Origin of the sequence: Mesorhizobium sp. B2-4-3 (assembly GCF_006442815.1) — a bacterium.
Taxonomy (GTDB): Bacteria; Pseudomonadota; Alphaproteobacteria; order Rhizobiales; family Rhizobiaceae; genus Mesorhizobium.
This window is the reverse complement of sequence record NZ_VFVL01000044.1, coordinates 15,763-39,765: the sequence shown is the minus strand read 5'-3', so window position 1 is coordinate 39,765 and position 24,003 is coordinate 15,763. Positions and strand designations below refer to the sequence as shown.

Below are 24,003 nucleotides of genomic sequence, written 5' to 3'. Positions count from 1 at the left end.
AAAGCTTGACCCCAGCACCGCGGTGCTCATGGTCGCCGAATACGCACGCCTGCGGTCTTCACCGGATGAGTACTGATTGCGCACGTCAGTCGCTGGGGTAGTGTGCTGAGAGTTCTGCAAATTCGCTGAGAGAGGGCGGTCATGGCAGGCTGGTGATGTTCAACGTCACCTGATTCCCGCGAAGGAACGCCGCCATGACCAAGACTGAAGATAAATCCGCCATAGCTGCCGTCAAAGACATTCTGCTTTCGAACCCGGCTGGGCTGCACGAAGTGATCCGCGCGGTGATGCAGGAGGTCCTCGAGGCCGAGATGGACGAGGCGCTGGGTGCTTCGAAGAGCGAGCGCACGCCGGAGCGTCTCGGCTATCGCTCGGGTTACTACGGCCGCACGCTTGTCACCCGTGTCGGCAAGCTGGAACTGCGGGTTCCGCAGGACCGGCAGGGGCGCTTCTCCACCGAGCTGTTCGAGCGCTACCAGCGTTCCGAGCGGGCCTTGGTGGCGACGCTTGCGGAGATGTATGTGCAGGGCGTGTCGACCCGCAAGGTCAAGGCAATCACCGAGGAGCTGTGCGGGCATGCCTTCTCGGCCTCGTCGATCTCGGCCATCAACAAGCGCCTGGACGAGAGCCTGAAGGCCTTTGCCGAGCGCCCGCTTCAAGAGCCCTTTGCCTACCTCATCCTCGATGCCCGCTACGAGAAGGTGCGCGAGGCCGGCATCGTCATGAGCCAGGCGGTGCTGATCGCGGTCGGCATCGACTGGGACGGGCGGCGCCAGATCCTGGCCGTGGAGATGGCCAATCGCGAGAGCCGCTCGGCCTGGAAGGACTTCCTCGTCGCGCTGAAGGCGCGCGGCCTCAGGGGCGTCGAACTGGTCGTGTCCGACGACCATGCCGGCCTGGTCGCGGCGATCGGCGAGGTGATCCCGGAAGCCGCCTGGCAGCGCTGCTACGTGCACTTCCTCAGGAATGCGCTCGATCACCTGCCTAGGAAGCATGGCGACGATTGCCTGCAGGAGCTCAGATGGCTCTACGACCGGCGCGATCTCGCCGAGGCCAAGGCCGATCTCGCCGCATGGCTGGCCAAATGGTCGGGCCGCTATCCGCGACTGACGACGTGGGTGGAGGAGACCATCGAGCGCACGCTGACCTTCTTTCGCCTGCCGCGTCAGCACCACAAGCACCTGAAGTCGACCAACATGCTGGAACGCCTCAACGAAGAGAGCAGGCGCCGCACCTATGTCGTGCGCATCTTTCCCAACGCCGAAAGCTGCCTGCGCCTGGTCAGGGCGCTGGCCGTCGAAACCAACGAAAACTGGATGGAGGCCAACCGCTACATCAACATGGACGACCTGCGCGAGCACAAGAAGCTCGCTCTGCGCCAAGCCGCATGATCAGCCTCATGGCCGCCCCTTTTTGCAGAACTTGACGCACACAACCTTTCTTGGACCGGGTCCAGCAGCGGTCAACTATCGTCAGAATCATCGTGTTTGCGCCGTTCCTGTTGTAGGAATCGCCCTACGGCACAGGAACCATCCTGGGCGCCTTGCACCATGCTGCTCGCTAACCGTCCAGAGCGGTCCAGCTCTTAAGAGGGCATCACGAAGCGATGCGCGGCCGTCCCGTGGCAGTCGCAACGACTATGGCTTCGACGAAACTGCGTTCGCCCTCGATCGTCGCCACCTTGATCTGCCGTGCGGTCTCGATCCGGGCCTGATCGGTCCCAGCACGCTCGGCAAGGCTTGTCGCCAGGAAGCGAACATGGGCTTCGGCGGCGGCCATCGCTTCGTCCTCGGTATCGAAGTCGTCAAGCCGCTCGCCGGAATTCAGACGGAAGAGCCCGATCTCCGGCTGGCTGACGCGAGCCTCCGCGGACATGCGGACCTGCCCGACGACCGCGCCCAGCGCATTTGCCACGTCGGCGTGTTCGGCGATATGGCAGTCATTGCCGATCAGGGGCGGCAGGCCAGCATAGTGGAGCGACGCGGACGCCCCGAGGCCAATCACCGGCCGGTCGAGCTCGATCGACAGCCGCGCCATCCCGCCGCGCCGGCGAACCGCCCTCTGGACTAGCGGATTGGCAACGGAAACGCCGCCGTCCAGCCCGTCCTCGGCAAAGACGGTTTCCAGTACGGCTTCGGCCGAACGTCGGGTAACGCAGCCAAGAACCATCTCGGAAAAAGTGTCCGCGTCTTTCGCGATATGATGCCCCTGGCCATCGCGCCTGCGCGCAAATAGCTCTGCGCCCAACCGGGCCGCGACAGGATCCCAGTTGGCTTGTCGGCCGAGCACATGGGCCGCATCGGACGGTGTGAAGCCGACGATTTGCACCAGCCCTCGCGCGACCAGGCGATTGAGCGTCGCCACCTGTGAGGTCGACATGAGCAAGTCATCGAGCGCGGCGGGAATTGCCGAAATGCTGGCGTAGAGCCGTGCCTCCGTGATCGTCAGGCCAACAGCGAGACGGTCGGGAACCCCCGTGCGGAAGGCAAAACGGCCATCCAGCCGACTGGTGTTGGGCTTGAGCAATTGGCGCTGCAGATCCTTGCGCGCGGCATCGCCATGCTCCATGGCGGCCAGCGCCAGCGGCACGAGCCGGCGTGGCCCAAGCACGATCGCCGAAGTCAACGACCTCTCCTGAAGCGAAACTTCCGAGTCTCCGCCGAGGCCGAAGGTGCGCATGGCGACAGCCTCGACCATGGTGCGCTGACCGCCGACGGTCGCGCCTTCGGGATCGAGCCGCAGGCGGCCGCCTTCCAGTACGGCGATATCGGTGGTCGTACCGCCGATGTCGGAAATCACCGCATCGTCGAGCTCCGTCAGATAGCGGGCGCCGACCAGGCTGGCCGCCGGGCCGGAAAGAATGGTCTCGATCGGCCGGGCACGGGCAAACTTGGTTGTGACCAACGTGCCGTCGCCGCGCACCATCATCAGCGGCGCCGCTATGCCGCGCTTTTGGAGGAAGCCTTCGGTGGCATCGATAAGGCGGTCGATCATCGAGATGAGGCGGGCGTTGAGAAGCGTCGTCAGCGCGCGTCGAGGACCGCCAAGTTTGGACGACAGTTCATGCGAACAGGTTACAGGAAGCCCGGTGCGCTCCCGGATGAGTTCGCGCGCCGCGATCTCGTGTTCGGGATTACGAACCGCGAAATAGGACGCCACGGCGACCCCGGAAACGGTGTCGGCAAGCCTGGGCAACGCTTCCGCCAGGGCGTCCAACGCAAGGGTACGCGGTTCGCCATGGACGTCATGCCCGCCTGGGCAAAAGACAACGGGATCGAAGCCCAGCGCCTCCGACAAACCGCTGCGGGCGAGGTCGGCCTCGGCGAAGCCGACCATCACCAGGGCGACTCGCCCGCCCTGCCCTTCGATAAGTGCGTTGGTGGCGAGCGTCGTCGACATCGACACCAGCTTGACCGCGGCGGGAGAGATGGCCGCCTTGTCAAGGACAGTGTCGACAGCACCGGCGATGCCTTGGGCGAGATCGTGCCGGGTCGTCAGCGACTTGGCCTTTGCAACGATGCCAGCGGCTTCGGACCACAGGACGGCGTCCGTGTAGGTGCCACCTGTATCGATACCGAGATAAAGCGGAAAGGCGTGTCCGATGGTCGCGTTCATCCGTCCCCCTGCCCTGGATTGGAGGAGAAGTATCGGGGAAACTTGTCCGTTTCGCCGTCGAAGGTTTTCGCATCCGCGGGAGGATCGCGCTTCGTCGTGATGTTCGGCCACAACGACGCGTATTCGGCGTTCAGCAGCAGCCAATCCTGAAGGTCGGGCGCGGTGTCGGGAAAGATCGCTTTGGCGGGACACTCGGGTTCGCAGACGCCGCAATCGATGCATTCGTCGGGATGTATGACGAGCATGTTCTCGCCCTCGTAGAAACAGTCGACGGGGCAGACCTCTACGCAGTCCATGTATTTGCATTTGATGCAGTTGTCGGTGACCACGAACGTCATGCGGCGCCTGTCGGCCATGGCTGGTCTGGACGGTAAAACAAAGCAAGCTTGAGGCTTTCAGCGATACGAACGGCCTTGCGCCAGAACAGGCCCGCTGTCTCGGCGTCCAGCACGTCGGCGCAACTTTCGCCGAACAAAGCGAGCCAGCGATCGAAAAGCTCGACCTCCAAGCCTTCGATGCGTTTGTGGATCACGACAGGTTGACCCTTGTACCGCCCCGTGGCCAGCCTCACCGAGGACCAGAAGTCGTACATCTTCTGCAAATGCGGCCCCCATTCGTCCCGGATAACGCGCTCGAAACTCGGACCGAGATCAGGATCGGCGCGCGCCTTGTCGTAGAACAGGTCCACGCGCTGACGGATTTGCTGTTCGGAAACCGGGGAAGTGTCCTTCACGTCGATGCTCATTGGTTCGGCCCCGGTCCCGCCTCAAACCATCGCATAGGCAATGTCGAGGGGGACGCGGTGATCATCCACAGCCCGAACTCCGGCCGTGTTTTCGGCTAGAACCAGCGATGCCTTCCGTTCCTGTTCCGATAGATAGCCACCCCATAAGGTGACCACCCCGTTTGTCACGCTCACGTCAGCTGCTCCGATCGACGGCCACGCCTCGGACCGCAGGGCGCCGACAATTTCGCGCCTGATGCTGGCATCGTCGTGGAACGAGACCGGGCGAGGCAGGTTTTGCCTGGCGGACGCCAGCGCGCGCACCAAGTCTGCCCGGGCGACAACCCCCACGGCGCGTTCGCCGCTGACGACGAAGACGCGCCGAGTGCGATTGACTTCAAGCAGCGCCGCGATTTCGTCGATCGGGGTGCACGGTGAAACGGTGATCACCTGCCTGGTCATGACGTCGGTCACATGGGCGGAGTGCGACTTCAAATAGTCCGCCGCGAGCGCCGTGTTACGGCCGAAGAGATGGAACCACCAGGAACGCCGCGGCGCGGCCGTCCCTATTTCCGCCCTGTGGACCAAGTCCTCCTCGCCTACGGTGCCGAGCATCACGCCCCGGTCGATCACCGCGACCGCGCTCAAACCGCGCGTGACAAGAAGGTCGCACGCTTCGTCCAGTGTGCTGTCTGGCCCGACCGCCACGACCGGTGACCTCATGATATCCATTGCAACCAGCATCCGTGCTCTGTCGGGAGGCCGAACGCCAGGCCACGAAAGTACCTGGTGGCTATTGCTTTTGGACCTATCCATGGTCTGCGCGCCTCATCGCGCCTTTGCCAAGACTTCGCACTTTCCCGATTTGAACCGTCGGCGCTGACCGCCAAGCCGTGGCGAAAGCTTCCCCTTTTCGTTTATGCAACACAAACGAAATTTATTGCGGCTTTAACGCAACTTCCTTGCATCATAATTTCATACCTGAGGAGTGGCATCGGCCCTTCCCTTTTTCGTACTCGATATCCATTCTTGGAGGTTGAGCCGCAGCGCGAGAGTGTAATGGTTTTCTGCCGACGGCTCCGGAAAGCGTTTGAAACGGGGGATCTTACAATGATCACTGGTGCCCAATGCCGCGCCGCTCGCGCGCTGGTCGAATGGACCCGTGAAAAGCTCGCCAGCAATTCAGGTGTGGACACGCTGGTCATCGAAGAATTCGAGCGGCGGATCACCCTCCCCGACCGGGAAATCTGCAACACGCTCCAAACCACGCTCGAAAAGGCCGGCGCTGTTTTCATTGCCGAGAACGGCGGCGGTATCGGCGTTCGCCTGAAACTCAACCGCTCGGAGGTCAGGCGGATCGGCGTCCTGGAGAATGAGGGCGGTATCGTTGGAACGGATGCCGTTCCATAAGCTCAGGCCTCGGAGGACCGATCAATTCACGATCCCAGCCCCTCGACGGACAATTTCAGAATCCCGCGGTTGCTGACCAGGTGCAAGCTAGGAGAGGGTCATGAAGGTTGCGTGGGCTGATCTCACTGAGGAAGAGCAGACAGCGCTTAAGCGCATGAATCGCGGACCCTACCCGGCTCTATCGAATGCATTGGCCGAACGCCTAATCTTCCTCGGGCTGGCGGAAGAGAGACCTCACGGGACCGGCATAAACAGGACTGGAAGAGAACTGGTGATAAACACGTTGCTCGGCGCTCGCTTCGAATAGCTCAACGCTCGCTCCGCTGAGGTGGTTGCCTTGACTTCCAGGATTACTTCCCCAACTATGTGCTTATGAACGCCGCTGCTAAAATTCTTTGCGATTTTCTTTTCCGGGTTTGCCCCATCGCGGGATCTTAACCCCCGGCTCGGCCGCCATGTGCCCCGAGCCGAGGGGCATGACTTCCATTGACATGGGGTGATCGGCAGGGCTGGCACGCGCTCGCGCATCGCCGCTTCAAGCAAAATAACTTCCCCGATTTGGCCAGTTACCGCCACCTTGATGGCGGCTGGCTCACTAGAAAATTATGAGAATTCAAATGCTGCACAACACAAAAACCCGGCGTAAGCCGGCCATCCGGATCTCGCAGTCCGACCATGCGCGTTTATCAGCGCTTGCGAGCACGTTTGCCGCACGAAGCCCGGAAGCGTCTGACGAACTCCTTGCCGAACTCGAGCGTGCGCGCGTCGTCGGCGATGGCTGGGTCTCCTCTGGCACTGTCCGGATGGGCTCGACCGTGACGTTCAAGCCCGACTCCGGCGATCGAAAAACGGTCACGCTGGTTTATCCGGGCGAAGCGGACATTTCGGCAGGCAAGGTTTCAATCCTGACGCCGATCGGCACGGCCCTAATCGGCCTATCGGCCGGACAGTCTATCATTTGGACCGCACGAGACGGACGCAGGCATGAACTGCTGGTGCTTGGTGTGAGCAAACCCAGCGCGAAGGACGTCGATGGCGCCGAACGCCTCGCACCTGCGTCTCCAGCGGTCGCGGCGAGCCTCTAGACATGGGCGTCTCCTTCCGTCTCCTCAATCACGCAGGCAGTCTGATCGCGGGAGTCTGACCCCTGGGCCGGCCTGGTCCGGCGCAGGGGTATCTTTCCACATCACCCGATCAATTGCTTGTTGCCGGATCGCCCTTCACTGGCCCGGCTGGAGACATTTCATGTCCATTACCGATAGCTGCCAACTGACCACCAAGGACTACACAATTCTCGAGGTCATACGGGAGCGCCATCCAGTGCGCGACGACACCTTCTGGGCTGTTCTCCAACGAAAGATTTCGAGCGCTGTCGTAATGTTTCGGGATGACATCCCGGCAAACGTCGTGACGCTCAGCAGCCGCGTGGCCTATCGGATAAACGACGGCCCTGCCGAAACCCGCATCGTCGCACATGACCAGATGCGCGGCCTGGTTGGCATGCTGTTGCCGATCACCAATGCGCGCGGCCTGGCGTTGCTCGGTCTGGCCGAGGGCCAGTCGATATCGATTCCTACAGCGGACGGCCGCCTGGAAACGCTGACCGTGCAAGAGGTTGTCTATCAACCGGAAGCCGCAAGGCGCGAGAGGCTGAAGCTGGCGGGAATTGCGGCCTCGGAATCGCGACGGCCGGGCGAACCGGGCCTGCGCGTCGTCCATCGTTCCGATGAACCGCGTGACGAGCCTCGCAACAAGGTTGCGGCGGCCTTCGACGCCGGGTTCGACGACCCGGGTCCGCCGGCCGCCTGAGGACTGAGCTATCCCGAAGGGCGCGAAGACGGGTAGACGAGCGTTCCGTCGACCCTCGCCCTCGCGCCGTCGGTCAGCTTCGCGGGCTCGGCCTTGTCATGGCCCATCAGATGAAAAACGGTTTCGCCGTGGCCGATCAGATAGTCGGCCACGATTCTGCGGTGACAGCGCCACCAGAGCGTTTCCGAGCACATGACGGCGCACCGCCGCTGTCTGCCGAGGGACAAAAGCCTGTTCAAGCCGCTGGCAAATTCCGCGGACAAAGCATAGTCGGCGTAGTTGTGGAAGCTCTGGTTGATCCAAAATGCGTTGAGCGTCGGTGGAACGTCGTGTGCCTTGCCGCGCATGCCGCCAAGTTCGGCAATGTGCTCATATCCGATGCCGAACGCCGCCAGGCCTTCCGGAAGCACCTCGCTGTTGAATTGCGGGTTCGCCCGCGAGCGTCTGACGGTTCTTATGTCGACCACCAGGGAGACTTCTCCGACTCGCAGCAGGGCGACGAATTCGGCGGTCGACCGGTTCGAGTGACCGATGGTGTAGAATGGATGAGGCATGTTCGGTCAATCCGCAGCGGTCATCCTGGCTCAACCTTAGCTCCTGGCGAGACGATCATTTCACGACATGCTTCAGGCCACGTAGCGCCTCCTGAACGTCGGTTCGCGTCTCGCTTGCTTCCGGGTAGACCGCATAGGCCGGATAGGTGAACTCCGGAGCGCCTTCCACGATCTCCAACTGCCCCGCCTCGATATGGGGAGCTGCGGCGCCCCTGCGGAAATAGCCCATGCCGCCTGCGCGCAGGATATAGCTGAGACCCAACGGCCCCAGACCAACCAGCAATCCAGGTTCTCCGAAAGCGGTCGAGCTTGCGTCGTGCTGCGCCGCGAACAGCGGTCCCCAATCCACATAGACATAGTCTTGCGCGCCAGCCGGCTCTTCGTTCGTGGTCCTGACGAGAACAAGCTGCTCTTCGACTAGCAACTCCACCTTGAAGCCTGGCAAGAGCTTCGGCGCATAAAGCACGGCGATGTCCAGAACACCCGTTCTGAGCTGATCGAGAAGTTGGTCGGGCACGCCGACCTGGGCATGGATGGCGATCTGGGGCTTGGCCTTCTTCATCCACACCAGCCAGTCGAGCAGCAGCGGATTCCACAGGCTGAGTTCGCCGCCCAAGGCAACGACGCTGGTCCGTCCTGACGGGATGGCGAGCTGATGGCGGGCACGCTCCCAGATTTGAACGAAAGACTGGGCAAAGCGCTCGAACTCGCGCCCGGACGGCGTCAATTGCGCGCCGTTGCGGTTTCGGATGAAGAGCTGACGTCCGAGCTCCTCCTCCAGCGTGCGTATGCGCGCGCTCACAGTGGTCTGCGTGACGTGAAGGCGATCCGCAGCCTTCAGGAAACTGCCCGAGTGCACGATTTCAAGGAACGTGCGCGCGCGATCTATGTCCATTGGACACCTTCGATGAGTGCAATAATTTTGCATCCATACAACATTTAATTCCGTTTGCCTTCCTGTTTCCTGCGGAGCACGTTTCAGCAAACGTGTGGGGCGCACGGAAACGGAGCTGGCGATGGCCGAAGAGAGAGACCCCGACCTTGAAATCAATGAATACACATCGCCGCCCTGCTACGCGCACGAGCTTTCATCCGAATATGGCGGACAAGCAGAGCCGGGAGATTCCTGGAGCGACGTCCTGCGCTGGCGCAAGGCGGAACGGCAGAGGCTGATCGAGGAGCGCCTCGCCATCGATGCCGAAGAGAGGGGCGCCAGGTCAAACCGCATCGCTTCGCGTCTCGATCTTGCCATCGGCAAGGTCAGCGGACGCATCGTCAGCGGCTATTGGCCGTTCCGCGGTGAACCCGACCTTCGCAACTGGGCGATCACGGTCATCGAGCGCGGCGGCAGGATCGCGCTTCCAGTCGTCATCAGGAAGGGCTGGCCCCTGGAATTCCGCATCTGGAGCCCGGGCGACCCGCTCGAGCGTGGCGTGTGGAACATCCTGGTCCCCTCACGCGGACCATCGGTCGTGCCGGATGTCGTGATCGCACCGGTGGTCGGTTTCGACAGTGCGAATTACCGCTTGGGATATGGCGGCGGCTTCTTTGACAGAACGCTCGCGGCGATGCACAGGCGGCCGCTGGCCATCGGAGTGGGTTACGCCGGAAGCCGGCTCGAAACCATCCGTCCGCAGCCCCACGACATTGCGATGGATGCAATCGTTACGGACTGAAAACACGAAGCAGACAGCGCCTGGTTTCCCGGTCGCGGCGGCTACGGCCTCCATCGCGAACCATCAGGCCTGCCTGCGAATGAAAGGCAGGTAGAACACCATGTCGACCTCAGCGGTATCCACCGAAGACCACAAGCCCCGGTTTTTCGTCAGATGGCTGTACTCGACCAATCACAAGGATATCGGGACGCTCTATCTGATCTTCTCCATCTTCGCGGGGATTCTCGGCACCGCGCTTTCGGTCTTGGTCCGGATGGAGCTCCAGGAGCCCGGGTTGCAGATATTCAGCGATCCGATGACCTACAATGTCGTGGTCAGTTCCCACGGCCTCATCATGATCTTCTTCGTGCTCATGCCGGCGCTGATCGGCGGCTTCGCCAACTGGATGGTGCCGATCATGATCGGCGCGCCGGACATGGCCTTCCCGCGCATGAACAACATCTCGTTCTGGCTGCTGCCGCCTGCATTCATCCTGCTGCTCTCCTCGATGTTCGTGCCGAGCGCGCCGGGCGCCTTCGGCGTCGGCGGCGGCTGGACGATCTATCCGCCGCTCTCGACGTCCGGCCAGCCCGGCCCCGCCATGGACCTCGCGATCCTGTCGATCCACATCGCCGGCGCGTCGTCGATCCTCGGCGCCATCAACTTCATCACCACCATCTTCAACATGCGCGCTCCCGGCATGACGCTGCACAAGATGCCGCTGTTTGCCTGGGCGGTGCTGATCACCGCCTTCCTGCTGCTGTTGTCGCTGCCGGTCCTGGCGGGCGCCATCACCATGCTGCTCACCGACCGTAATTTCGGCACCTCCTTCTTCGTGCCGGACAATGGCGGCGACCCGATCCTCTTCCAGCACCTGTTCTGGTTCTTCGGCCACCCCGAGGTTTACATCCTGATCCTGCCGGGCTTCGGCATCGTCAGCCATATCGTCTCGACCTTCTCGAAGAAGCCGGTGTTCGGTTATCTCGGCATGGCCTACGCCATGGTCGCGATCGGCGCCGTCGGCTTCATCGTCTGGGCGCACCACATGTACACGACCGGCCTGTCGCTCGACACGCAGCGTTACTTCGTGTTCGCCACCATGGTCATCGCGGTGCCGACCGGCGTGAAGATATTCTCCTGGATCGCCACCATGTGGGGCGGCTCGATCTCCTTCAAGCCGCCGATGCTGTGGGCGTTGGGCTTCATCTTCCTGTTCACCATCGGTGGCGTCACCGGCGTTCAGCTGGCCAATGCCGGCCTCGACCGCTCGCTGCACGACACCTATTTCGTGATCGCGCACTTCCACTACGTGCTGTCGCTGGGCGCGGTATTCGCCATCTTCGCCGGCTGGTACTACTGGTTCCCGAAGATGACCGGCTACATGTACTCGCCGGTGATCGCCAACACCCACTTCTGGGTCACCTTCGTCGGCGTCAACCTGATCTTCTTCCCGCAGCACTTCCTCGGTCTCGCCGGCATGCCGCGCCGTACCGTCGACTATCCGGATGCCTTCGCCGGCTGGAACATGGTCTCGTCCTACGGCTCCTACATCTCGGCCGTCGGTGTCGCGATCTTCCTCTACGGCGTGTTCGAGGCCTTCCAGAAGAAGCGCGTCGCTGGCGCCAATCCGTGGGGCGAGGGTGCCACCACGCTCGAATGGCAGCTGCCTTCGCCGCCGCCGTTCCACCAGTGGGAACAGCTGCCGAAGATCAAGTAGGCAGCGTCCCGACGCATACGAGGCCGCCGGCTTGTCCGGCGGTCTTGGCCAACGGAATGATGGACTTTAAGCACGCATGGCCCTTGCCAAAAACAGATTGATGGAGGAAGCGGGCTTTCGCATGTCGGAAGCGACCGCGGGCGATTTCTTCGCCCTGTTGAAGCCGCGCGTCATGTCGCTGGTCGTCTTCACGGCCTTTGTCGGCCTAGTCGCGGCGCCCGTCGCCATCAACCCGCTGCTGGCGATGATCGCCATCCTGGCCATCGCCATCGGCGCCGGCGCCTCCGGCGCGCTCAATATGTGGTACGACGCCGACATCGACGCGGTTATGACGAGAACCGCCGGCCGCCCGGTGCCGGCCGGCCGCGTCACGCCGGGCGAGGCGTTGAGCTTCGGCCTGGTGCTGTCGGTGCTGTCGGTGATGACGCTGGGCGTGCTGGTCAACTGGCTGTCGGCATCGCTTCTCGCCTTCACCATCTTCTTCTACGCCGTCGTCTACACCATGTGGCTGAAGCGCTGGACGCCGCAGAACATCGTCATCGGCGGTGCCGCCGGCGCCATCCCGCCGGTGATCGGCTGGGCCGCCGTGACCGGCTCGGTCAGCCTCGAAAGCGTGATCCTGTTCCTGATCATCTTCCTGTGGACGCCGCCGCATTTCTGGGCGCTGGCGCTGTTCAAGTCCGACGACTATGCCCGCGCCGGCATCCCGATGATGCCGAATGTCGCCGGCCAGGCCTCGACCCGTCGGCAGATCTTTGCCTATGCGCTCATCCTGGCGCCGGTCGGCGTGCTGCCCTGGGCGCTCGGCTACACCACGGCCGGCTACGGCGTCGTCTCGGCGGTCCTCGGCGCGGGCTTCGTCTGGTATGCCTGGAAAGTGCTTGCCATGGCCGACGACGATCGCGCGATGAAGCCGGCCAAGGCCCTGTTCGGCTACTCACTGCTCTATCTCTTCGCTATCTTTGCAGCCTACCTCGTCGACTGCGTGGTCGGGCGCGCCCTCATGATGGGGGGAATATGATCGTGGCCGACAAGAAGCTCGAGCTGGTCACGCTGACCGAACGCCAGCAGAAGGCGCGCCGCAACCGCTCCATCGCCATCGGCGTCGCGCTGGCGGCATTGGTCGCCATCTTCTATGCCGCCACCATCGTGCGCTTCGGCCACTCCGGGGCCAGCATCACCGGCTCCGGCCTGTTGGGAGGCGGCTGATGGGCGGCGAGGCCAGCAGCAAGCCCCGCAAGGTGAACAACGGCATCGTCGCAGCCGTCTGCCTCGCCTTTTTCACCGGCATGGTCGGCATGGCTTATGCGGCGGTGCCGCTCTACAAGATGTTCTGCCAGGTCACCGGCTATGGCGGCACCACGCAGCGCGCCGAAAAGCAATATGCCGGCCGCGTGCTCGACCGCGATATCACCATCCGCTTCGATGCCAACACCAACGGCATTCCGTGGCAGTTCGAGCCTGTCGCCCGCTCGGTGACGATCAAGATCGGTGCGACGGCGCAGGCGCATTACAGCGCCACCAACAAATTCGACCGCACCATCACCGGCCGCGCCTCGTTCAACGTGCAGCCGGAAATGGCCGGTGCCTATTTCAACAAGGTGGAGTGCTTCTGCTTCACCGACACGACACTGAAGCCCGGCGAGACGCTGGACATGCCGGTCGTGTTCTATGTCGATCCAGACATCGTCAACGTGCCGGAACTCAAGGACTTGAAGACGATCACCCTGTCCTACACGATGTTCCCGGTCGAAAAGAAACAGCCGGTCGCCTCGTCGGCGCCGGCCGCTGGCAGCAGCAACAAAGTTCCAGATTCCGAAGCAAGCCTCGGGGGTTGATATGGCAGACGCGCATGCAAAACCACAACACGACTACCATCTCGTCAACCCGAGCCCCTGGCCTTTCCTGGGTTCGATCGGCGCGCTGGTCACCGCCATCGGCGGCGTCTGCCTGATGCAGTATCTGAAGGCCGGCAACTTCCCGGTCTTCGGCCACAACATCGCCAATCCATGGCTGTTCTTCATCGGCCTGATCATCGTGCTCTACACCATGTTCGCCTGGTGGTCGGACACCATCAAGGAAGCGCATGAGGGTCACCATACGCGCGTCGTGTCGCTGCACCTGCGCTACGGCATGATCATGTTCATCGCCTCGGAGGTGATGTTCTTCGTCGCCTGGTTCTGGGCCTTTTTCGACGCCAGCCTGTTCCCGGGCGAAGCCTCGCAATATGCTCGCGCCGCCTTCACCGGCGGCGTCTGGCCGCCGAAGGGGTTGGAAGTTCTCGATCCCTTCCACCTGCCGCTCTACAACACCATCATCCTGCTTCTGTCGGGCACGACGGTGACCTGGGCGCATCACGCGCTGCTGCATGGCGACCGCAAGGGCCTGATCAACGGCTTGGTGCTGACCGTCGGCCTCGGCATGCTGTTCACCATGGTGCAGGCCTACGAGTACATGCACGCCCCCTTCGCGTTCAAGGATTCGATCTACGGCGCCACCTTCTTCATGGCGACCGGCTTCCACGGCTTCCATGTCATCATCGGCACCATCTTCCTGCTCGTCTGCCTGGTGCGCGCGATGCGCGGCGACTTCACGCCGAAGCAGCATTTCGGCTTCGAGGCGGCCGCCTGGTACTGGCACTTCGTCGACGTGGTCTGGCTGTTCCTGTTCAGCGCGATCTATGTCTGGGCCTCGAACGGCGCGCTGATCGAAGGCCATTAAAACCGACGGGTTTCGGAATCCCAAAGGGCGGCTGCGGCGACGTGGCCGCCTTATTTTTTTGGGCGAAAAGGTCTACGGTGAGAACATGAGTGAAGACAAGGCGATCTGGCCACCCATAGATCCGATCTCGGCCGGCCTGCATGGCCGCTGCCCGCGCTGCGGCGAAGGCAAGCTGTTCTCCAGCTTCCTCACCGTCGGCAAGCGCTGCTACAATTGCGGGCTCGACTATTCCTTCGCCGATGCGGGCGACGGACCGGCAGTGTTCGTCATCCTGATCATCGGCTTCGTCGTCGTCGGCCTCGCATTGTGGATGGAAGTGACGCTCAGCCCGCCGCTCTGGCTGCACTTCATGTTGTGGATACCGCTGGCGCTGGTGCTCTGCCTGACGGCGCTGCGCCTGATCAAGGGCGTGCTGATCACCTTGCAGTATTCGAAGAAGGCTTCCGAGGGCAGGCTGGATTCCAGCGAATGACCGAGACGACCGGTTTGGTTGCCGGCCGTTCACGGCCGCGCACGGCGTTGCTCATCGGCCTCGGCCTTGTCCTGTTCGCCGTCCTGATCGGGCTCGGCACCTGGCAGGTGCAGCGCCTGCACTGGAAGGAAGGCCTGCTCGCGACAATCGACAAGCGCACCCACTCCGCGCCGTTGCCGCTGGCTGACGTCGAGAAGGAATTCGCCGCTTCCCACGATGTCGACTACACGCCGGTGACGGTGACCGGCACTTTCCTGCACCAGGGCGAGCGGCACTTCTTTTCCACCTGGCAAGGCGACAGCGGCTTCAACGTCTACACGCCCCTGCAGCTCGAGGATGGCCGCTTCGTGCTCGTCAACCGCGGCTTCGTTCCCTACGACCTCAAGGATCCTTCCAAGCGCCGGCAGGGCGAGGTTGCCGGCAAGGTGACCCTGACCGGGCTTGCCCGCAATCCGCTGCCGGCAAAGCCGTCGATGATGCTTCCCGACAATGACGTCGCCAAGAACATCTTCTACTGGAAGGACCGCGATGCCATGGCGGCGACCGCCGGCCTGCCCGCCGGCTTCGTGCTGGTGCCGTTCTTCATCGATGCCGACAAATCGCCGAACCCCGGCGGTCTGCCGGTCGGAGGCGTGACCATCATCGACCTGCCGAACAACCACCTGCAATATGCGGTCACCTGGTATGGCTTGGCCGCCGCCCTTGCGGCGGTGCTGATCCTCAGGCTTCGCCGCCCAGCGAAAGAAGCGTGAAGCCTCCTGCTCTTGACAGGGCAGGGGTGTGCACCTCATTTCGCCTTGGGCAATTCCAGGAAAAGTGTGAGCAGCTTTCCGTGCGGAATTGCGTCAAAACAAAGAGATCGATTCCGACTGGACCGGCCCGTTTTAATGACTGAGAAAAAGCCCCCGCTGACGATCAGGCTCTGCCAGCCACGCGGCTTTTGCGCCGGCGTCGACCGTGCCATCCAGATCGTCGTGCTGGCGCTGAAGAAATACGGCGCGCCGGTCTATGTCCGCCACGAGATCGTGCACAACCGTTACGTCGTCGAAGGGCTGCAGAGTCTGGGCGCGGTCTTCATCGAGGAACTGTCCGAGATTCCGCCGGAGCATCGCCGGTCGCCGGTGGTCTTTTCCGCGCATGGCGTGCCGAAGTCGGTGCCGGCGGATGCCGAGGCGCGCAATCTCTTCTACCTCGATGCCACGTGCCCGCTCGTCTCCAAGGTGCACAAGCAGGCGATGCGCCACCAGCGGCTCGGTCGCCATGTGCTTTTGATCGGCCACGCCGGCCACCCCGAAGTGATCGGCACGATGGGCCAGTTGCCGGAAGGCGCCGTGACGCTGATCGAGACCGAGGCCGATGCGGCGCGTTTCGTGCCGGTCGACGCTTCGGCCCTTGGCTTCGTCACCCAGACGACCTTGTCGGTCGAGGATACCGCCGGCATCATCCGGGCGCTCCAGGAGCGGTTTCCCGAACTGCACGCGGCCGCGGCCGAATCGATCTGCTACGCCACCACCAACCGCCAGGAAGCGGTGAAGGAGACGGCGGCGGGCGCCGATCTTTTCCTTATCGTCGGCGCGCCCAATTCGTCCAACTCGCGTCGCCTTGTCGAAGTGGCGGAGCGCGCGGGTGCCACCATGTCGCTTCTCGTGCAGCGCGCCGCCGAAATTCCGTGGGATGAGATCGCCGGGATCAGGACGCTCGGCCTGTCGGCCGGTGCCTCGGCGCCGGAGATCATCGTCGATGAGATCATCGATGCGTTCCGCCAGCGTTTCGACGTCACCATCGATCTGGCCATCACGGCCACGGAAACGGAGGATTTTCCGGTGATGCGGGTTTTGCGCGATGTCGAACTGACGGCGGCCGACATGGCCTTCGTCAATGGAGCGGCGTGAAACCGGATGGCCGTCTACACCGACGTCAACGAGAACGAACTCAGCGCGTTCCTGAAAGCCTATCCGGTCGGCGAGTTGCTCTCCTACAAAGGCATCGCCGAAGGCACCGAGAATTCCAATTTTCTGGTCCACGCCTCGACCGGCTCCTACATCCTGACGCTCTACGAGAAGCGCGTGGACAAGGCCGACCTGCCGTTCTTTCTCGGCCTGATGGGCCATCTCGCCAGGAAGGGCATTTCCTGTCCGCTGCCGGTCACCGCGCATGACGGCACCGTCATCGGCACGCTCGCCGGCCGGCCCGCCGTCATCATAACCTTCCTCGAAGGCCTGTCGTTACGGCGGCCGACGGCCGCGCATTGCGCGGAAGTCGGCAAGGCGCTCGCCAGCCTCCATCTTGCCGGCCAGGATTTTCAGATGAGACGGCCGAACGCGCTGGCCATCGACGGCTGGCGCAAGCTCTGGACGGCCTCGCGCGACCGCGCCGACGAGGTCGAGCCGGGCCTGGCGGCCGAGGTCGATGCCGACTTTAGCGATTTCGAGCGCAACTGGCCGACCGGCCTGCCGTGCGGCATCATCCATGCCGATCTGTTCCCGGACAATGTCTTCTTCCTCGGCGAGAAGCTGTCCGGGCTGATCGACTTCTATTTCGCCTGTGACGACCTCTACGCCTATGATGTCGCCACCTGCCTCAACGCCTGGTGCTTCGAGAAGGATTTTTCCTTCAACCTGACCAAGGGGACGGCGCTGCTGGCTGGCTACCAGTCGGTGCGGCCGCTTCAGGGTGACGAGAAGGCGGCGCTGCCGATGCTGGCGCGCGGCTCTGCGCTGCGCTTCATGCTGACCCGCCTCTATGACTGGCTGACCGTTCCGGATGGCGGGCTGGTGATGAAGCGCGATCCGACCGAATATATCCGCCGCATGCGCTTCCACCGCGCGATCCGATCTCCTTCCGAATACGGACTGATATGAGCAAGCAGGTCGAAATCTTCACCGACGGCGCCTGCTCGGGCAATCCCGGACCAGGCGGCTGGGGCGCGGTGCTGCGCTACAACGGCGTCACCAAGGAACTATCCGGCGGCGAGGCCGAGACCACCAACAACCGCATGGAGCTGCTGGCCGCCATCACCGCGCTCGATGCGCTGAAGGAACCTTGCACGGTCGATCTCTACACCGACAGCAAATACGTCATGGATGGTATTTCCAAATGGATCCATGGCTGGAAGAAGAACGGCTGGAAGACCGCCGACAAGAAGCCGGTGAAGAACGGCGAACTATGGCAGGCGCTCGACGCAGCCAACCGACGCCACAAGGTGACCTGGAACTGGGTCAAGGGCCATGCCGGTCATCCCGAGAACGAGCGCGCCGACGAACTGGCTCGCGAAGGCATGGCGCCGTTCAAGCCGAAGCTGGTACGGCCTAGGCCGGTTGCGGCCGCGCCGCAGGAAGCCACTTCAACCGGCAAACGCGCACCCCGGCGCTCTACGCAGAGCTACTGAGGATGCGCATACCGTCGGCAGGTTGGCCAGGTAAGCGCGAACTGAACTAAAGCAAGAAGACGTGCGCCGGCTGCAGCGACTCTGGGATGAGGGCAAGGCGAGCGGAAAACCAGAGCCTTTGGATTTTCACGCCCTCCGAAAGGAGGCTCGGAGGAAGTTGGCGGAAGCGGCGCCGAACGGCTGATAGCTCGTGAATGGGAGCCTCCCGTTTTGCCGCTTCACCGGATCAACAGCGCCGTCGAGAACATGCCGAGCGCGAACACCGTGTGCGCCACGAGGTTGAGCGCGCGCACCTTCGTCGGATTGGGGAGCTTGGATGCTGCCCAGCCCGCGCCCATGCCCGGCGCCAACAGGAACCAGCCGGCTCCGACGGTGACGATCCCGAGGATGAAGGCAGGCAGGAAGGTCGGCGCCGCCAGCCAGCCGGCGCCCGCGAGCACCACCAGGATCACGCCGTAAAGGATGCCGACCAGGTAGTGAAAAACCCAGCCCAGCGCCTTTTCATGCGCATAGGGCGCGGCCTTGCCGATATCGTCGTGGAAAACCTTCTCGGACAGGTGCCAAACCCAGCGTCCGACCATGCCCCAATTGGGCAAAGGCTGACCGATCGCCTTGTTGAGGATGATCGCCCAGATATCCATGAACACGGTGGCGCCGATGCCGATCGCCACAGCGCGCCAGATTGTGTCGAGCATCACAGCATGATCCCGAAAAGTGGGAACCGGTTTTCGGACAAGATCATGCTCCAACAAAGAGTGAGATCAGGATGGCGGGTCAACGAAAAATTGTCCTGATCTAGAGCTGCTCGAGGATCTTGGCGGCGCCGCTCTCGTTGACGCCAGGCTTTGTCTCGACATTGAGCGCGGTGACCTTGCCGTCGCCGACGATCATCGAAAACCGCTTGGAGCGCAGGCCCATGCCGGCTGCGGAAAGATCGTTGTCGAGCCCTACGGCCTTGGCGAAATCACCGCTGCCGTCGGCGAGATAGAGGATCTTGCCTTCGCCGCCGGAGAAGCGCGCCCAGGCGCCCATGACATGCACGTCGTTGACCGAAACGACGGCGATCGTGTCGACGCCGCGCGCAAGAATGGCGTCATGGTTCTCGAGATAGCCGGGCAAATGGTTGTTGCTGCAGGTCGGCGTGAAGGCGCCGGGAACACCGAACAGCACCACCTTCTTGCCGGCGAAGATCTCGGCGCCCTTAATATCCTTCGCGCCATCGGCGGTCATCGTCTTGAAGGTCACGTCGGGCAGTTTTTCGCCAACCGCAATGGTCATGGGGAGCCTCGCTTGGGGGATGTGGAAGGGTCGATGCCTTCGATATCGGACCGGGCGATTTCCCGCAACCGTTGACCAAATGCTGGATCAAGGGAAAGGCAGCAGCCCGTCCACCGAACCCTCGGCGCTGGTCAGCGTGTAATAGAGCCCACCATCGGTCGGCGTCGCCGACGGCCGGTCCAGGATCGGCACGGTGAAGACCAGCTTGCCGTCCTTCTCGCTGCGCACCGGCGCGCCGAACATGTAGTCCCGCTCGCCGGCGATGAAGAAGTCGACGGATTCCGGATCGCCTGGCGACTGCGCCTGGACGACAAGGGTCTCGTGGTCGCCGGGCAGCACGCTGATGCCGAAATCGGACCGGGCCGGGGACGGCAACGTCGCGAGCGCGGTTTTCACCAATGCGGCGTCGGTGGCGTTGTCGGGATCGGCCCCCGGATCGACGCTGAGCCGGGTCTGCACCGGAATGCAGATCGTCTCGCAGATGCCGAGGAAGACATGGGCGTCGATGGTCGCCGGCTGGTCTGGCGAGGACAGCGTGAAGGTCACCGGCAGCGATACCGGACGGTCGTAGCCGGCCCACTTGCCGTAGCCGTCGTCATGTCGCTGCGGCGGCGGGAACGACAATTGGGCGTCGGCGATGTTGGTGCTGCCGGATATGTCGAGCTGCGGCGGCACGCCGGCGTCGCCCGGATCGCGCCAATAGGTCTTCCAGCCTGGCTTCAACGCGATATCGAGCACGCCGTGGATCCTGCCGGCCTCGTCGGGCTTGCCGGTGGTCACCAGCCGAACCTTGCCGCCTTCACTGTTGTACCAGATCGAGGAGGAGGCCTCGGCCGGGAGGCTCGCAGCCCACCCGAAAACGACGCCGAGAACCAGTATTTTCATGTATCGCATGGCGGTGATTTGACCGTCCGTTCTTGGCCGCGCAATGACTTCATCGCTCTCCCGGTATCATATTTGCGTTACATCGGGGACTGGCACCATCTTTTCGGCGCCGCCGAAACGCGTTACGCTCAAGCCATGGACTTGCTGCGCCACAAGAAGTCGGCCGCCGGACGCGGCTTCCTCGACGACCAGTTCCTGATTGCCATGCCCGGCATGAAGGACGACCGTTTCGCGCGCTCCGTCATCTACATCTGCGCCCACAGCGACGAGGGCGCAATGGGCCTGATCATCAACCAGACGCAGCAGATGCTGTTTCCGGACCTGCTTGTGCAGCTCGGCATCATGAACGAGCAGGAAGCGATCCGCCTGCCGGCGCATACGCGCGATTTCGTCGTGCGCAACGGCGGGCCCGTCGACCGCAGCCGCGGCTTCGTGCTGCATTCGGGCGACTATCGCGTGGAATCCTCGCTCAACGTCTCCGACGACGTCTGCCTGACGGCAACCGTCGACATCCTGCGCGCCATCTCCACCGGCCGTGGCCCGCGCCATGCGCTGATGGCGCTCGGCTATTCCGGCTGGGGCGCCGGCCAGCTCGAAACGGAGATCGCCGAGAACGGCTGGCTCACCTGTCCGGCGACGCCCGAGCTTCTCTTCGACACCGACATCGAGCGCAAATACGGCCGTATCCTCGCCTCGATCGGCATCGACCTTGCTCATTTGAGCGCAGCAGCGGGGCACGCATAGCACTTTCGTCATCCTAGGGCGGAGCAAGGAGCGAAGCGACGCGCGCAGACCCTAGGATCCATGCCGTTACACCGACCATGGAGAGCAACGGTGCAGAATTCTGCACTATTTTCAAATGCTTTAACGTTACGGCATGGATCCTCGGGTCAAGCCCGAGGATGACGAGGGTGTGCCTCTAAGCCTGGGTCAGCGGATACTGCTCCTTCAGCGTCTTCAGCACCTGGTCGCCGGGCATCGGCGCGCCGAACATGAAGCTCTGGACATATTCGCAGCCCATCTGGCGCAGCTCCAGCGCGTCGCTTTCGTCCGAAATGCCTTCCGCCACGACCGAAAGCCCGAGCTCATGCGCCATGTTGACCATGGATTTGAGCAGCACCGCGCGCTTCGGCGTGGCGTCGTCGACGAAGCTCTTGTCGATCTTGATGGTGTCGAAGGGGAAGCGCGTCAGATAGGAAAGCGAGGAATAGCCGGTGCCGAAATCGTCGAGCGACAGCCCGATGCCGAGCTGCTTCAGCTTGCTCAGCACATGCGCGGTCTGTTCGGGATTATCCATCACCAGGGATTCGGTGAGCTCGAGCCGGAAGCAGCGCGGCTTCAGATTGGCGCGCGCGATGACCGAGCGGACGTCGCTGACGAGGTCGCGGCGGATGAGCTGGCGGCTCGACAAATTGACCGAGACCGAGAGCGGCGCGTCGCCGATCTGCTTCTGCCAGCCCGCGAGGTCCTCGGCCGCCTGCTGCATGGCGAAGAGGCCAAGCTGCACGATCAGCCCGCAATTCTCGGCCACCGGGATGAAGTCCCCCGGCGGGATCATGCCGCGGCGCGGGTGGTCCCATCTCAGCAGCGCCTCGAAGCCGGCGACGCTGCCGTCCTCCAGCCGCACGATCGGCTGGTAGGCAAGCGTGAACTCGCGCCGCTCGATGGCGCGGCGAAGGTCGGATTCGAATTGCAGCCGGTCGGTGCCGACGGTGCGGAAGGCGGGCCGGAACGGTTCGATCCGGTCGCCGCCAAAACGCTTGGCCTGGTGCATTGCAAGCTCGGCGTCCTTGACCATGTCCTCGGCCGAGGTCTGCGCCGTCGTCCAGGTGATCAGGCCGATCGAGGCGGTCAGCACGATCTCGCGCTTGGCGAAGGTGATCGGGTTGTTGATCGCGTGCTTGATGGCGTCGGCGATTGCCGCGATGCGGGCAGGGTCCTGCTCCGAAAGCAGCATCAGCGCGAACTGGTCGCCGGCAAAGCGCGACAGCGAATCCTTCGGCTTCAAGAGCCGGTGCAGCCGGCGCGCGACGGTGAGCAGAATGGTGTCGCCGGCCGAAATTCCGAGACCGTCATTGACCTGTTTGAAGCGGTCGATGTCGATGATGAAGACCGTGGGGCGCACCTTCTCCTCGGTGCGGGCGATCGAGATGATCGCCTCCAGCCGGTTCATGAACAATTCGCGGTTCGGCAGGCCGGTCAAATTGTCGTGCACGGCATCGTGCAGCAGCCTTTCCTCGGATTTCTTCTGTTCGGTGACGTCGACCATGGTGCCGACGCAGCGGATCACCTCGCCGTCGGAGCCGATAACCGGGCGGGCGCGCAGCGAGAACCAGTGGTAGTGGCCGTCGGCGCCGCGCAGGCGGAAGTTCTGCGCCACCTTGCCGCGGCGATGCTCCAGCACCACGTCGAGCGTGGTGCGGAACGTGTCGCGGTCGTCGGCATGCAGCACGGGCAACCAGTTGCGTGCCGCACCCCCGAGGCTGTTGGGCGCAAGGCCGAGTTGCAGGCTGATGTCCGGCTTGGTCACCACCCGGTCGCGCAGCACATCCCAGTCCCAGACGATGTCGCCCGAGCCGGCAACGGCGAGCGCCTGGCGCTCGAGGTCGGAGAACAGGCCCTGGTGCGCCCCGCCGCCGGCGAAGGCGTGCTGCATGACGGTGAAGCCGATCAAGAGGATGATCAGGATCAGCCCGCCGCCCAGCGCCGGCTGGGCGATGTCGTTGTCCAGCATGCCGGTGATCGCCATCCACGACCCGCATAGCCAGAGCAGCACCATCACCCAGCTCGGCACCAGCATGATCGCGCGGTCATAGCCGCGAATGCCGAGGAAGATGATGAGGCCGAGCCCCGTGAGCGCGGTGGCGGCGAACGAGATGCGGGCAATGCCGGCGGCGACCGCCGGATCGACGATGGCCACGCCCGCGATCAACAGCAGTCCCAGGATCCAGACCAGCGCGCCATAGCTGAAATGGCCGTGCCAGCGGTTGAGGTTGAGATAAGCGAACAGGAACACCACGAAGGTTGCGGCCAGCGCCACCTCCGTGCCGGCCCGCCATATCTGCTCGTTGCCGGGCGATATCTCGATGATCTTGTTGAGGAAGCCGAAGTCGACGCAGATATAGGCCAGCACCGCCCAGGCGAGCGCCGCCGTCGCCGGGAACATCGAGGTTCCCTTGACCACGAACAGGATCGTCAGGAACAGCGCCAGAAGCCCCGAAATGCCGATCACGATGCCGCGGAACAGCGTGTAGGAATTGACCGAGTCCTTGTAGGAGTCCGGCTCCCAGAGATAGACCTGCGGCAGCTTCGGCGAGGCGAGCTCGGCGATGAAGGTCACCACCGTTCCGGGGTTCAGCGTCACCCGGAACACGTCGGCGTCCGGGCTTGTCTGGCGGTCGAGCGCGAAACCCTCGCTGGGCGTGATCGCGGCGATGCGCGTCGAGCCGAGGTCGGGCCAGAAGATGCCGGAATTCACCAGGCGGAAATGCGGCGCGACGATCAGCCGGTCGAGCTGCTGGTCCGTGGTGTTGGCGAGCGCGAAGACGGCCCAGTCGCCGCTCGAGCGCGCATCATTGGCTTCCACCTCGATGCGCCGCACGATGCCGTCGGGCCCGGGCGCGGTCGAGACCTGGAAATTCTCGCCCTGGTTCCGGTAGATCTGGACGGCGCCGGACAGGTCCAGCGCCTTGTCGTCGCGCGCGATCTTGATCGGCTCGACGGCGAAAGCCGGCATGGCCGAAAAAAGCGTGACGACGACCGTCATGATGAGGGC

At 63.2% G+C, this 24,003-nt stretch carries 26 protein-coding genes; 16 read left to right on the top strand and 10 right to left on the bottom strand.

The genetic code is table 11. The features are described 5' to 3' along the window. Window positions 1–194: 194 nt before the first annotated feature. The gene (locus tag FJ956_RS28185) at window positions 195–1,391 is read left to right on the top strand and encodes an IS256 family transposase (RefSeq protein WP_140680972.1); all 1,197 of its coding nucleotides are present in this window, start codon (window positions 195–197) and stop codon (window positions 1,389–1,391) included. Between the two features lie 205 nt (window positions 1,392–1,596). Here FJ956_RS28185 and FJ956_RS28180 read toward each other — a convergent pair whose 3' ends face one another. From FJ956_RS28180 to FJ956_RS28165, 4 genes are read right to left on the bottom strand one after another with little or no spacing between them, the layout of a single operon-like run. After that, window positions 1,597–3,615, bottom strand: coding sequence for a hydantoinase/oxoprolinase family protein (locus tag FJ956_RS28180; protein ID WP_140680988.1), 2,019 nt, complete (start codon window positions 3,613–3,615; stop codon window positions 1,597–1,599). After that, window positions 3,612–3,953 (bottom strand): ferredoxin FdxA, encoded by a 342-nt coding sequence (gene fdxA / locus FJ956_RS28175; protein WP_140680986.1) that lies wholly within the window; start codon window positions 3,951–3,953, stop codon window positions 3,612–3,614. Before fdxA ends, FJ956_RS28180 begins: the two co-directional genes overlap by 4 nt. Continuing rightward, window positions 3,950–4,360 (bottom strand): group III truncated hemoglobin, encoded by a 411-nt coding sequence (locus FJ956_RS28170; protein ID WP_140680970.1) that lies wholly within the window; start codon window positions 4,358–4,360, stop codon window positions 3,950–3,952. The genes fdxA and FJ956_RS28170 overlap by 4 nt, the downstream gene beginning before the upstream one ends. Window positions 4,361–4,381: 21 nt before the next feature. Beyond that, complete coding sequence (locus tag FJ956_RS28165) at window positions 4,382–5,083, bottom strand: CBS domain-containing protein (RefSeq protein WP_181170298.1); 702 nt, start codon at window positions 5,081–5,083, stop codon at window positions 4,382–4,384. Window positions 5,084–5,449: 366 nt separating this feature from the next. On the opposite strand from FJ956_RS28165, the gene FJ956_RS28160 reads away from it, so the two are divergent. From FJ956_RS28160 to FJ956_RS28150, 3 genes are all read left to right on the top strand, one after another. Next, window positions 5,450–5,749: an XRE family transcriptional regulator gene (locus FJ956_RS28160; RefSeq protein ID WP_140680984.1), complete on the top strand. Its 300-nt coding sequence runs from the start codon at window positions 5,450–5,452 to the stop codon at window positions 5,747–5,749. A gap of 617 nt (window positions 5,750–6,366) precedes the next feature. Continuing rightward, window positions 6,367–6,834 (top strand): nucleoside diphosphate kinase regulator, encoded by a 468-nt coding sequence (gene rnk / locus FJ956_RS28155; RefSeq protein ID WP_140680966.1) that lies wholly within the window; start codon window positions 6,367–6,369, stop codon window positions 6,832–6,834. A gap of 160 nt (window positions 6,835–6,994) precedes the next feature. Then, the gene (locus tag FJ956_RS28150) at window positions 6,995–7,558 is read left to right on the top strand and encodes a nucleoside-diphosphate kinase (RefSeq protein ID WP_140680964.1); all 564 of its coding nucleotides are present in this window, start codon (window positions 6,995–6,997) and stop codon (window positions 7,556–7,558) included. Window positions 7,559–7,566: 8 nt separating this feature from the next. Here the strand turns inward: FJ956_RS28150 and FJ956_RS28145 are convergent, their stop codons facing one another. Beyond that, entirely contained in the window at window positions 7,567–8,112 is a 546-nt protein-coding gene (locus FJ956_RS28145) for a DUF488 domain-containing protein (protein WP_140680962.1), read from the bottom strand. A 55-nt stretch (window positions 8,113–8,167) separates the two neighbouring features. Continuing rightward, the gene (locus FJ956_RS28140) at window positions 8,168–9,007 is read right to left on the bottom strand and encodes a LysR family transcriptional regulator (protein ID WP_140680960.1); all 840 of its coding nucleotides are present in this window, start codon (window positions 9,005–9,007) and stop codon (window positions 8,168–8,170) included. Between the two features lie 121 nt (window positions 9,008–9,128). Between FJ956_RS28140 and FJ956_RS28135 the strand changes: the two genes are divergently transcribed. The 11 genes from FJ956_RS28135 to rnhA all read left to right on the top strand — a co-directional run bounded on the left by FJ956_RS28135 (window position 9,129) and on the right by rnhA (window position 18,065). Continuing rightward, a complete protein-coding gene (locus FJ956_RS28135) occupies window positions 9,129–9,788 on the top strand; it encodes a 5-formyltetrahydrofolate cyclo-ligase (protein WP_140680958.1) in 660 nt (219 codons plus the stop codon). A 100-nt stretch (window positions 9,789–9,888) separates the two neighbouring features. Next, window positions 9,889–11,484, top strand: coding sequence for a cytochrome c oxidase subunit I (gene ctaD / locus FJ956_RS28130; protein WP_140782005.1), 1,596 nt, complete (start codon window positions 9,889–9,891; stop codon window positions 11,482–11,484). A gap of 76 nt (window positions 11,485–11,560) precedes the next feature. Continuing rightward, window positions 11,561–12,505 carry a heme o synthase gene (locus FJ956_RS28125; protein WP_140681836.1) on the top strand — a complete coding sequence of 315 codons (945 nt, stop codon included), beginning with the start codon at window positions 11,561–11,563 and terminating at the stop codon, window positions 12,503–12,505. Next, a complete protein-coding gene (locus FJ956_RS28120; RefSeq protein ID WP_140681838.1) occupies window positions 12,502–12,693 on the top strand; it encodes a hypothetical protein in 192 nt (63 codons plus the stop codon). The genes FJ956_RS28125 and FJ956_RS28120 overlap by 4 nt, the downstream gene beginning before the upstream one ends. After that, window positions 12,693–13,322, top strand: coding sequence for a cytochrome c oxidase assembly protein (locus FJ956_RS28115; RefSeq protein WP_140681840.1), 630 nt, complete (start codon window positions 12,693–12,695; stop codon window positions 13,320–13,322). Before FJ956_RS28120 ends, FJ956_RS28115 begins: the two co-directional genes overlap by 1 nt. A gap of 1 nt (window position 13,323) precedes the next feature. Then, entirely contained in the window at window positions 13,324–14,205 is an 882-nt protein-coding gene (locus FJ956_RS28110; RefSeq protein ID WP_140647284.1) for a cytochrome c oxidase subunit 3, read from the top strand. 85 nt (window positions 14,206–14,290) lie between these two features. Then, complete coding sequence (locus FJ956_RS28105) at window positions 14,291–14,677, top strand: DUF983 domain-containing protein (protein ID WP_140681842.1); 387 nt, start codon at window positions 14,291–14,293, stop codon at window positions 14,675–14,677. Next, the gene (locus tag FJ956_RS28100; protein ID WP_181170325.1) at window positions 14,674–15,429 is read left to right on the top strand and encodes an SURF1 family protein; all 756 of its coding nucleotides are present in this window, start codon (window positions 14,674–14,676) and stop codon (window positions 15,427–15,429) included. The genes FJ956_RS28105 and FJ956_RS28100 overlap by 4 nt, the downstream gene beginning before the upstream one ends. A gap of 135 nt (window positions 15,430–15,564) precedes the next feature. Next, on the top strand, window positions 15,565–16,569 hold the full coding sequence (gene ispH / locus FJ956_RS28095; RefSeq protein WP_140681844.1) for a 4-hydroxy-3-methylbut-2-enyl diphosphate reductase: 1,005 nt from the start codon (window positions 15,565–15,567) through the stop codon (window positions 16,567–16,569). 6 nt (window positions 16,570–16,575) lie between these two features. Continuing rightward, the gene (locus tag FJ956_RS28090) at window positions 16,576–17,538 is read left to right on the top strand and encodes a homoserine kinase (RefSeq protein ID WP_140681846.1); all 963 of its coding nucleotides are present in this window, start codon (window positions 16,576–16,578) and stop codon (window positions 17,536–17,538) included. After that, entirely contained in the window at window positions 17,535–18,065 is a 531-nt protein-coding gene (gene rnhA, locus FJ956_RS28085) for a ribonuclease HI (RefSeq protein WP_140681848.1), read from the top strand. The genes FJ956_RS28090 and rnhA overlap by 4 nt, the downstream gene beginning before the upstream one ends. A 218-nt stretch (window positions 18,066–18,283) precedes the next feature. Here the strand turns inward: rnhA and FJ956_RS28075 are convergent, their stop codons facing one another. The 3 genes from FJ956_RS28075 to FJ956_RS28065 form a co-directional block, all read right to left on the bottom strand. Further along, window positions 18,284–18,760 carry a DUF2938 domain-containing protein gene (locus FJ956_RS28075; RefSeq protein ID WP_140681850.1) on the bottom strand — a complete coding sequence of 159 codons (477 nt, stop codon included), beginning with the start codon at window positions 18,758–18,760 and terminating at the stop codon, window positions 18,284–18,286. 100 nt (window positions 18,761–18,860) lie between these two features. Next, a complete protein-coding gene (locus FJ956_RS28070; protein WP_140681852.1) occupies window positions 18,861–19,343 on the bottom strand; it encodes a peroxiredoxin in 483 nt (160 codons plus the stop codon). Window positions 19,344–19,430: 87 nt separating this feature from the next. Then, the gene (locus tag FJ956_RS28065) at window positions 19,431–20,237 is read right to left on the bottom strand and encodes a protein-disulfide reductase DsbD domain-containing protein (protein ID WP_140681854.1); all 807 of its coding nucleotides are present in this window, start codon (window positions 20,235–20,237) and stop codon (window positions 19,431–19,433) included. 126 nt (window positions 20,238–20,363) lie between these two features. On the opposite strand from FJ956_RS28065, the gene FJ956_RS28060 reads away from it, so the two are divergent. After that, window positions 20,364–20,972, top strand: a complete 609-nt coding sequence (locus FJ956_RS28060) for a YqgE/AlgH family protein (RefSeq protein ID WP_140681884.1) — start codon at window positions 20,364–20,366, stop codon at window positions 20,970–20,972. A gap of 175 nt (window positions 20,973–21,147) precedes the next feature. Here the strand turns inward: FJ956_RS28060 and FJ956_RS28055 are convergent, their stop codons facing one another. Next, entirely contained in the window at window positions 21,148–23,994 is a 2,847-nt protein-coding gene (locus FJ956_RS28055) for an EAL domain-containing protein (RefSeq protein ID WP_140681856.1), read from the bottom strand. Window positions 23,995–24,003 lie beyond the last annotated feature (9 nt).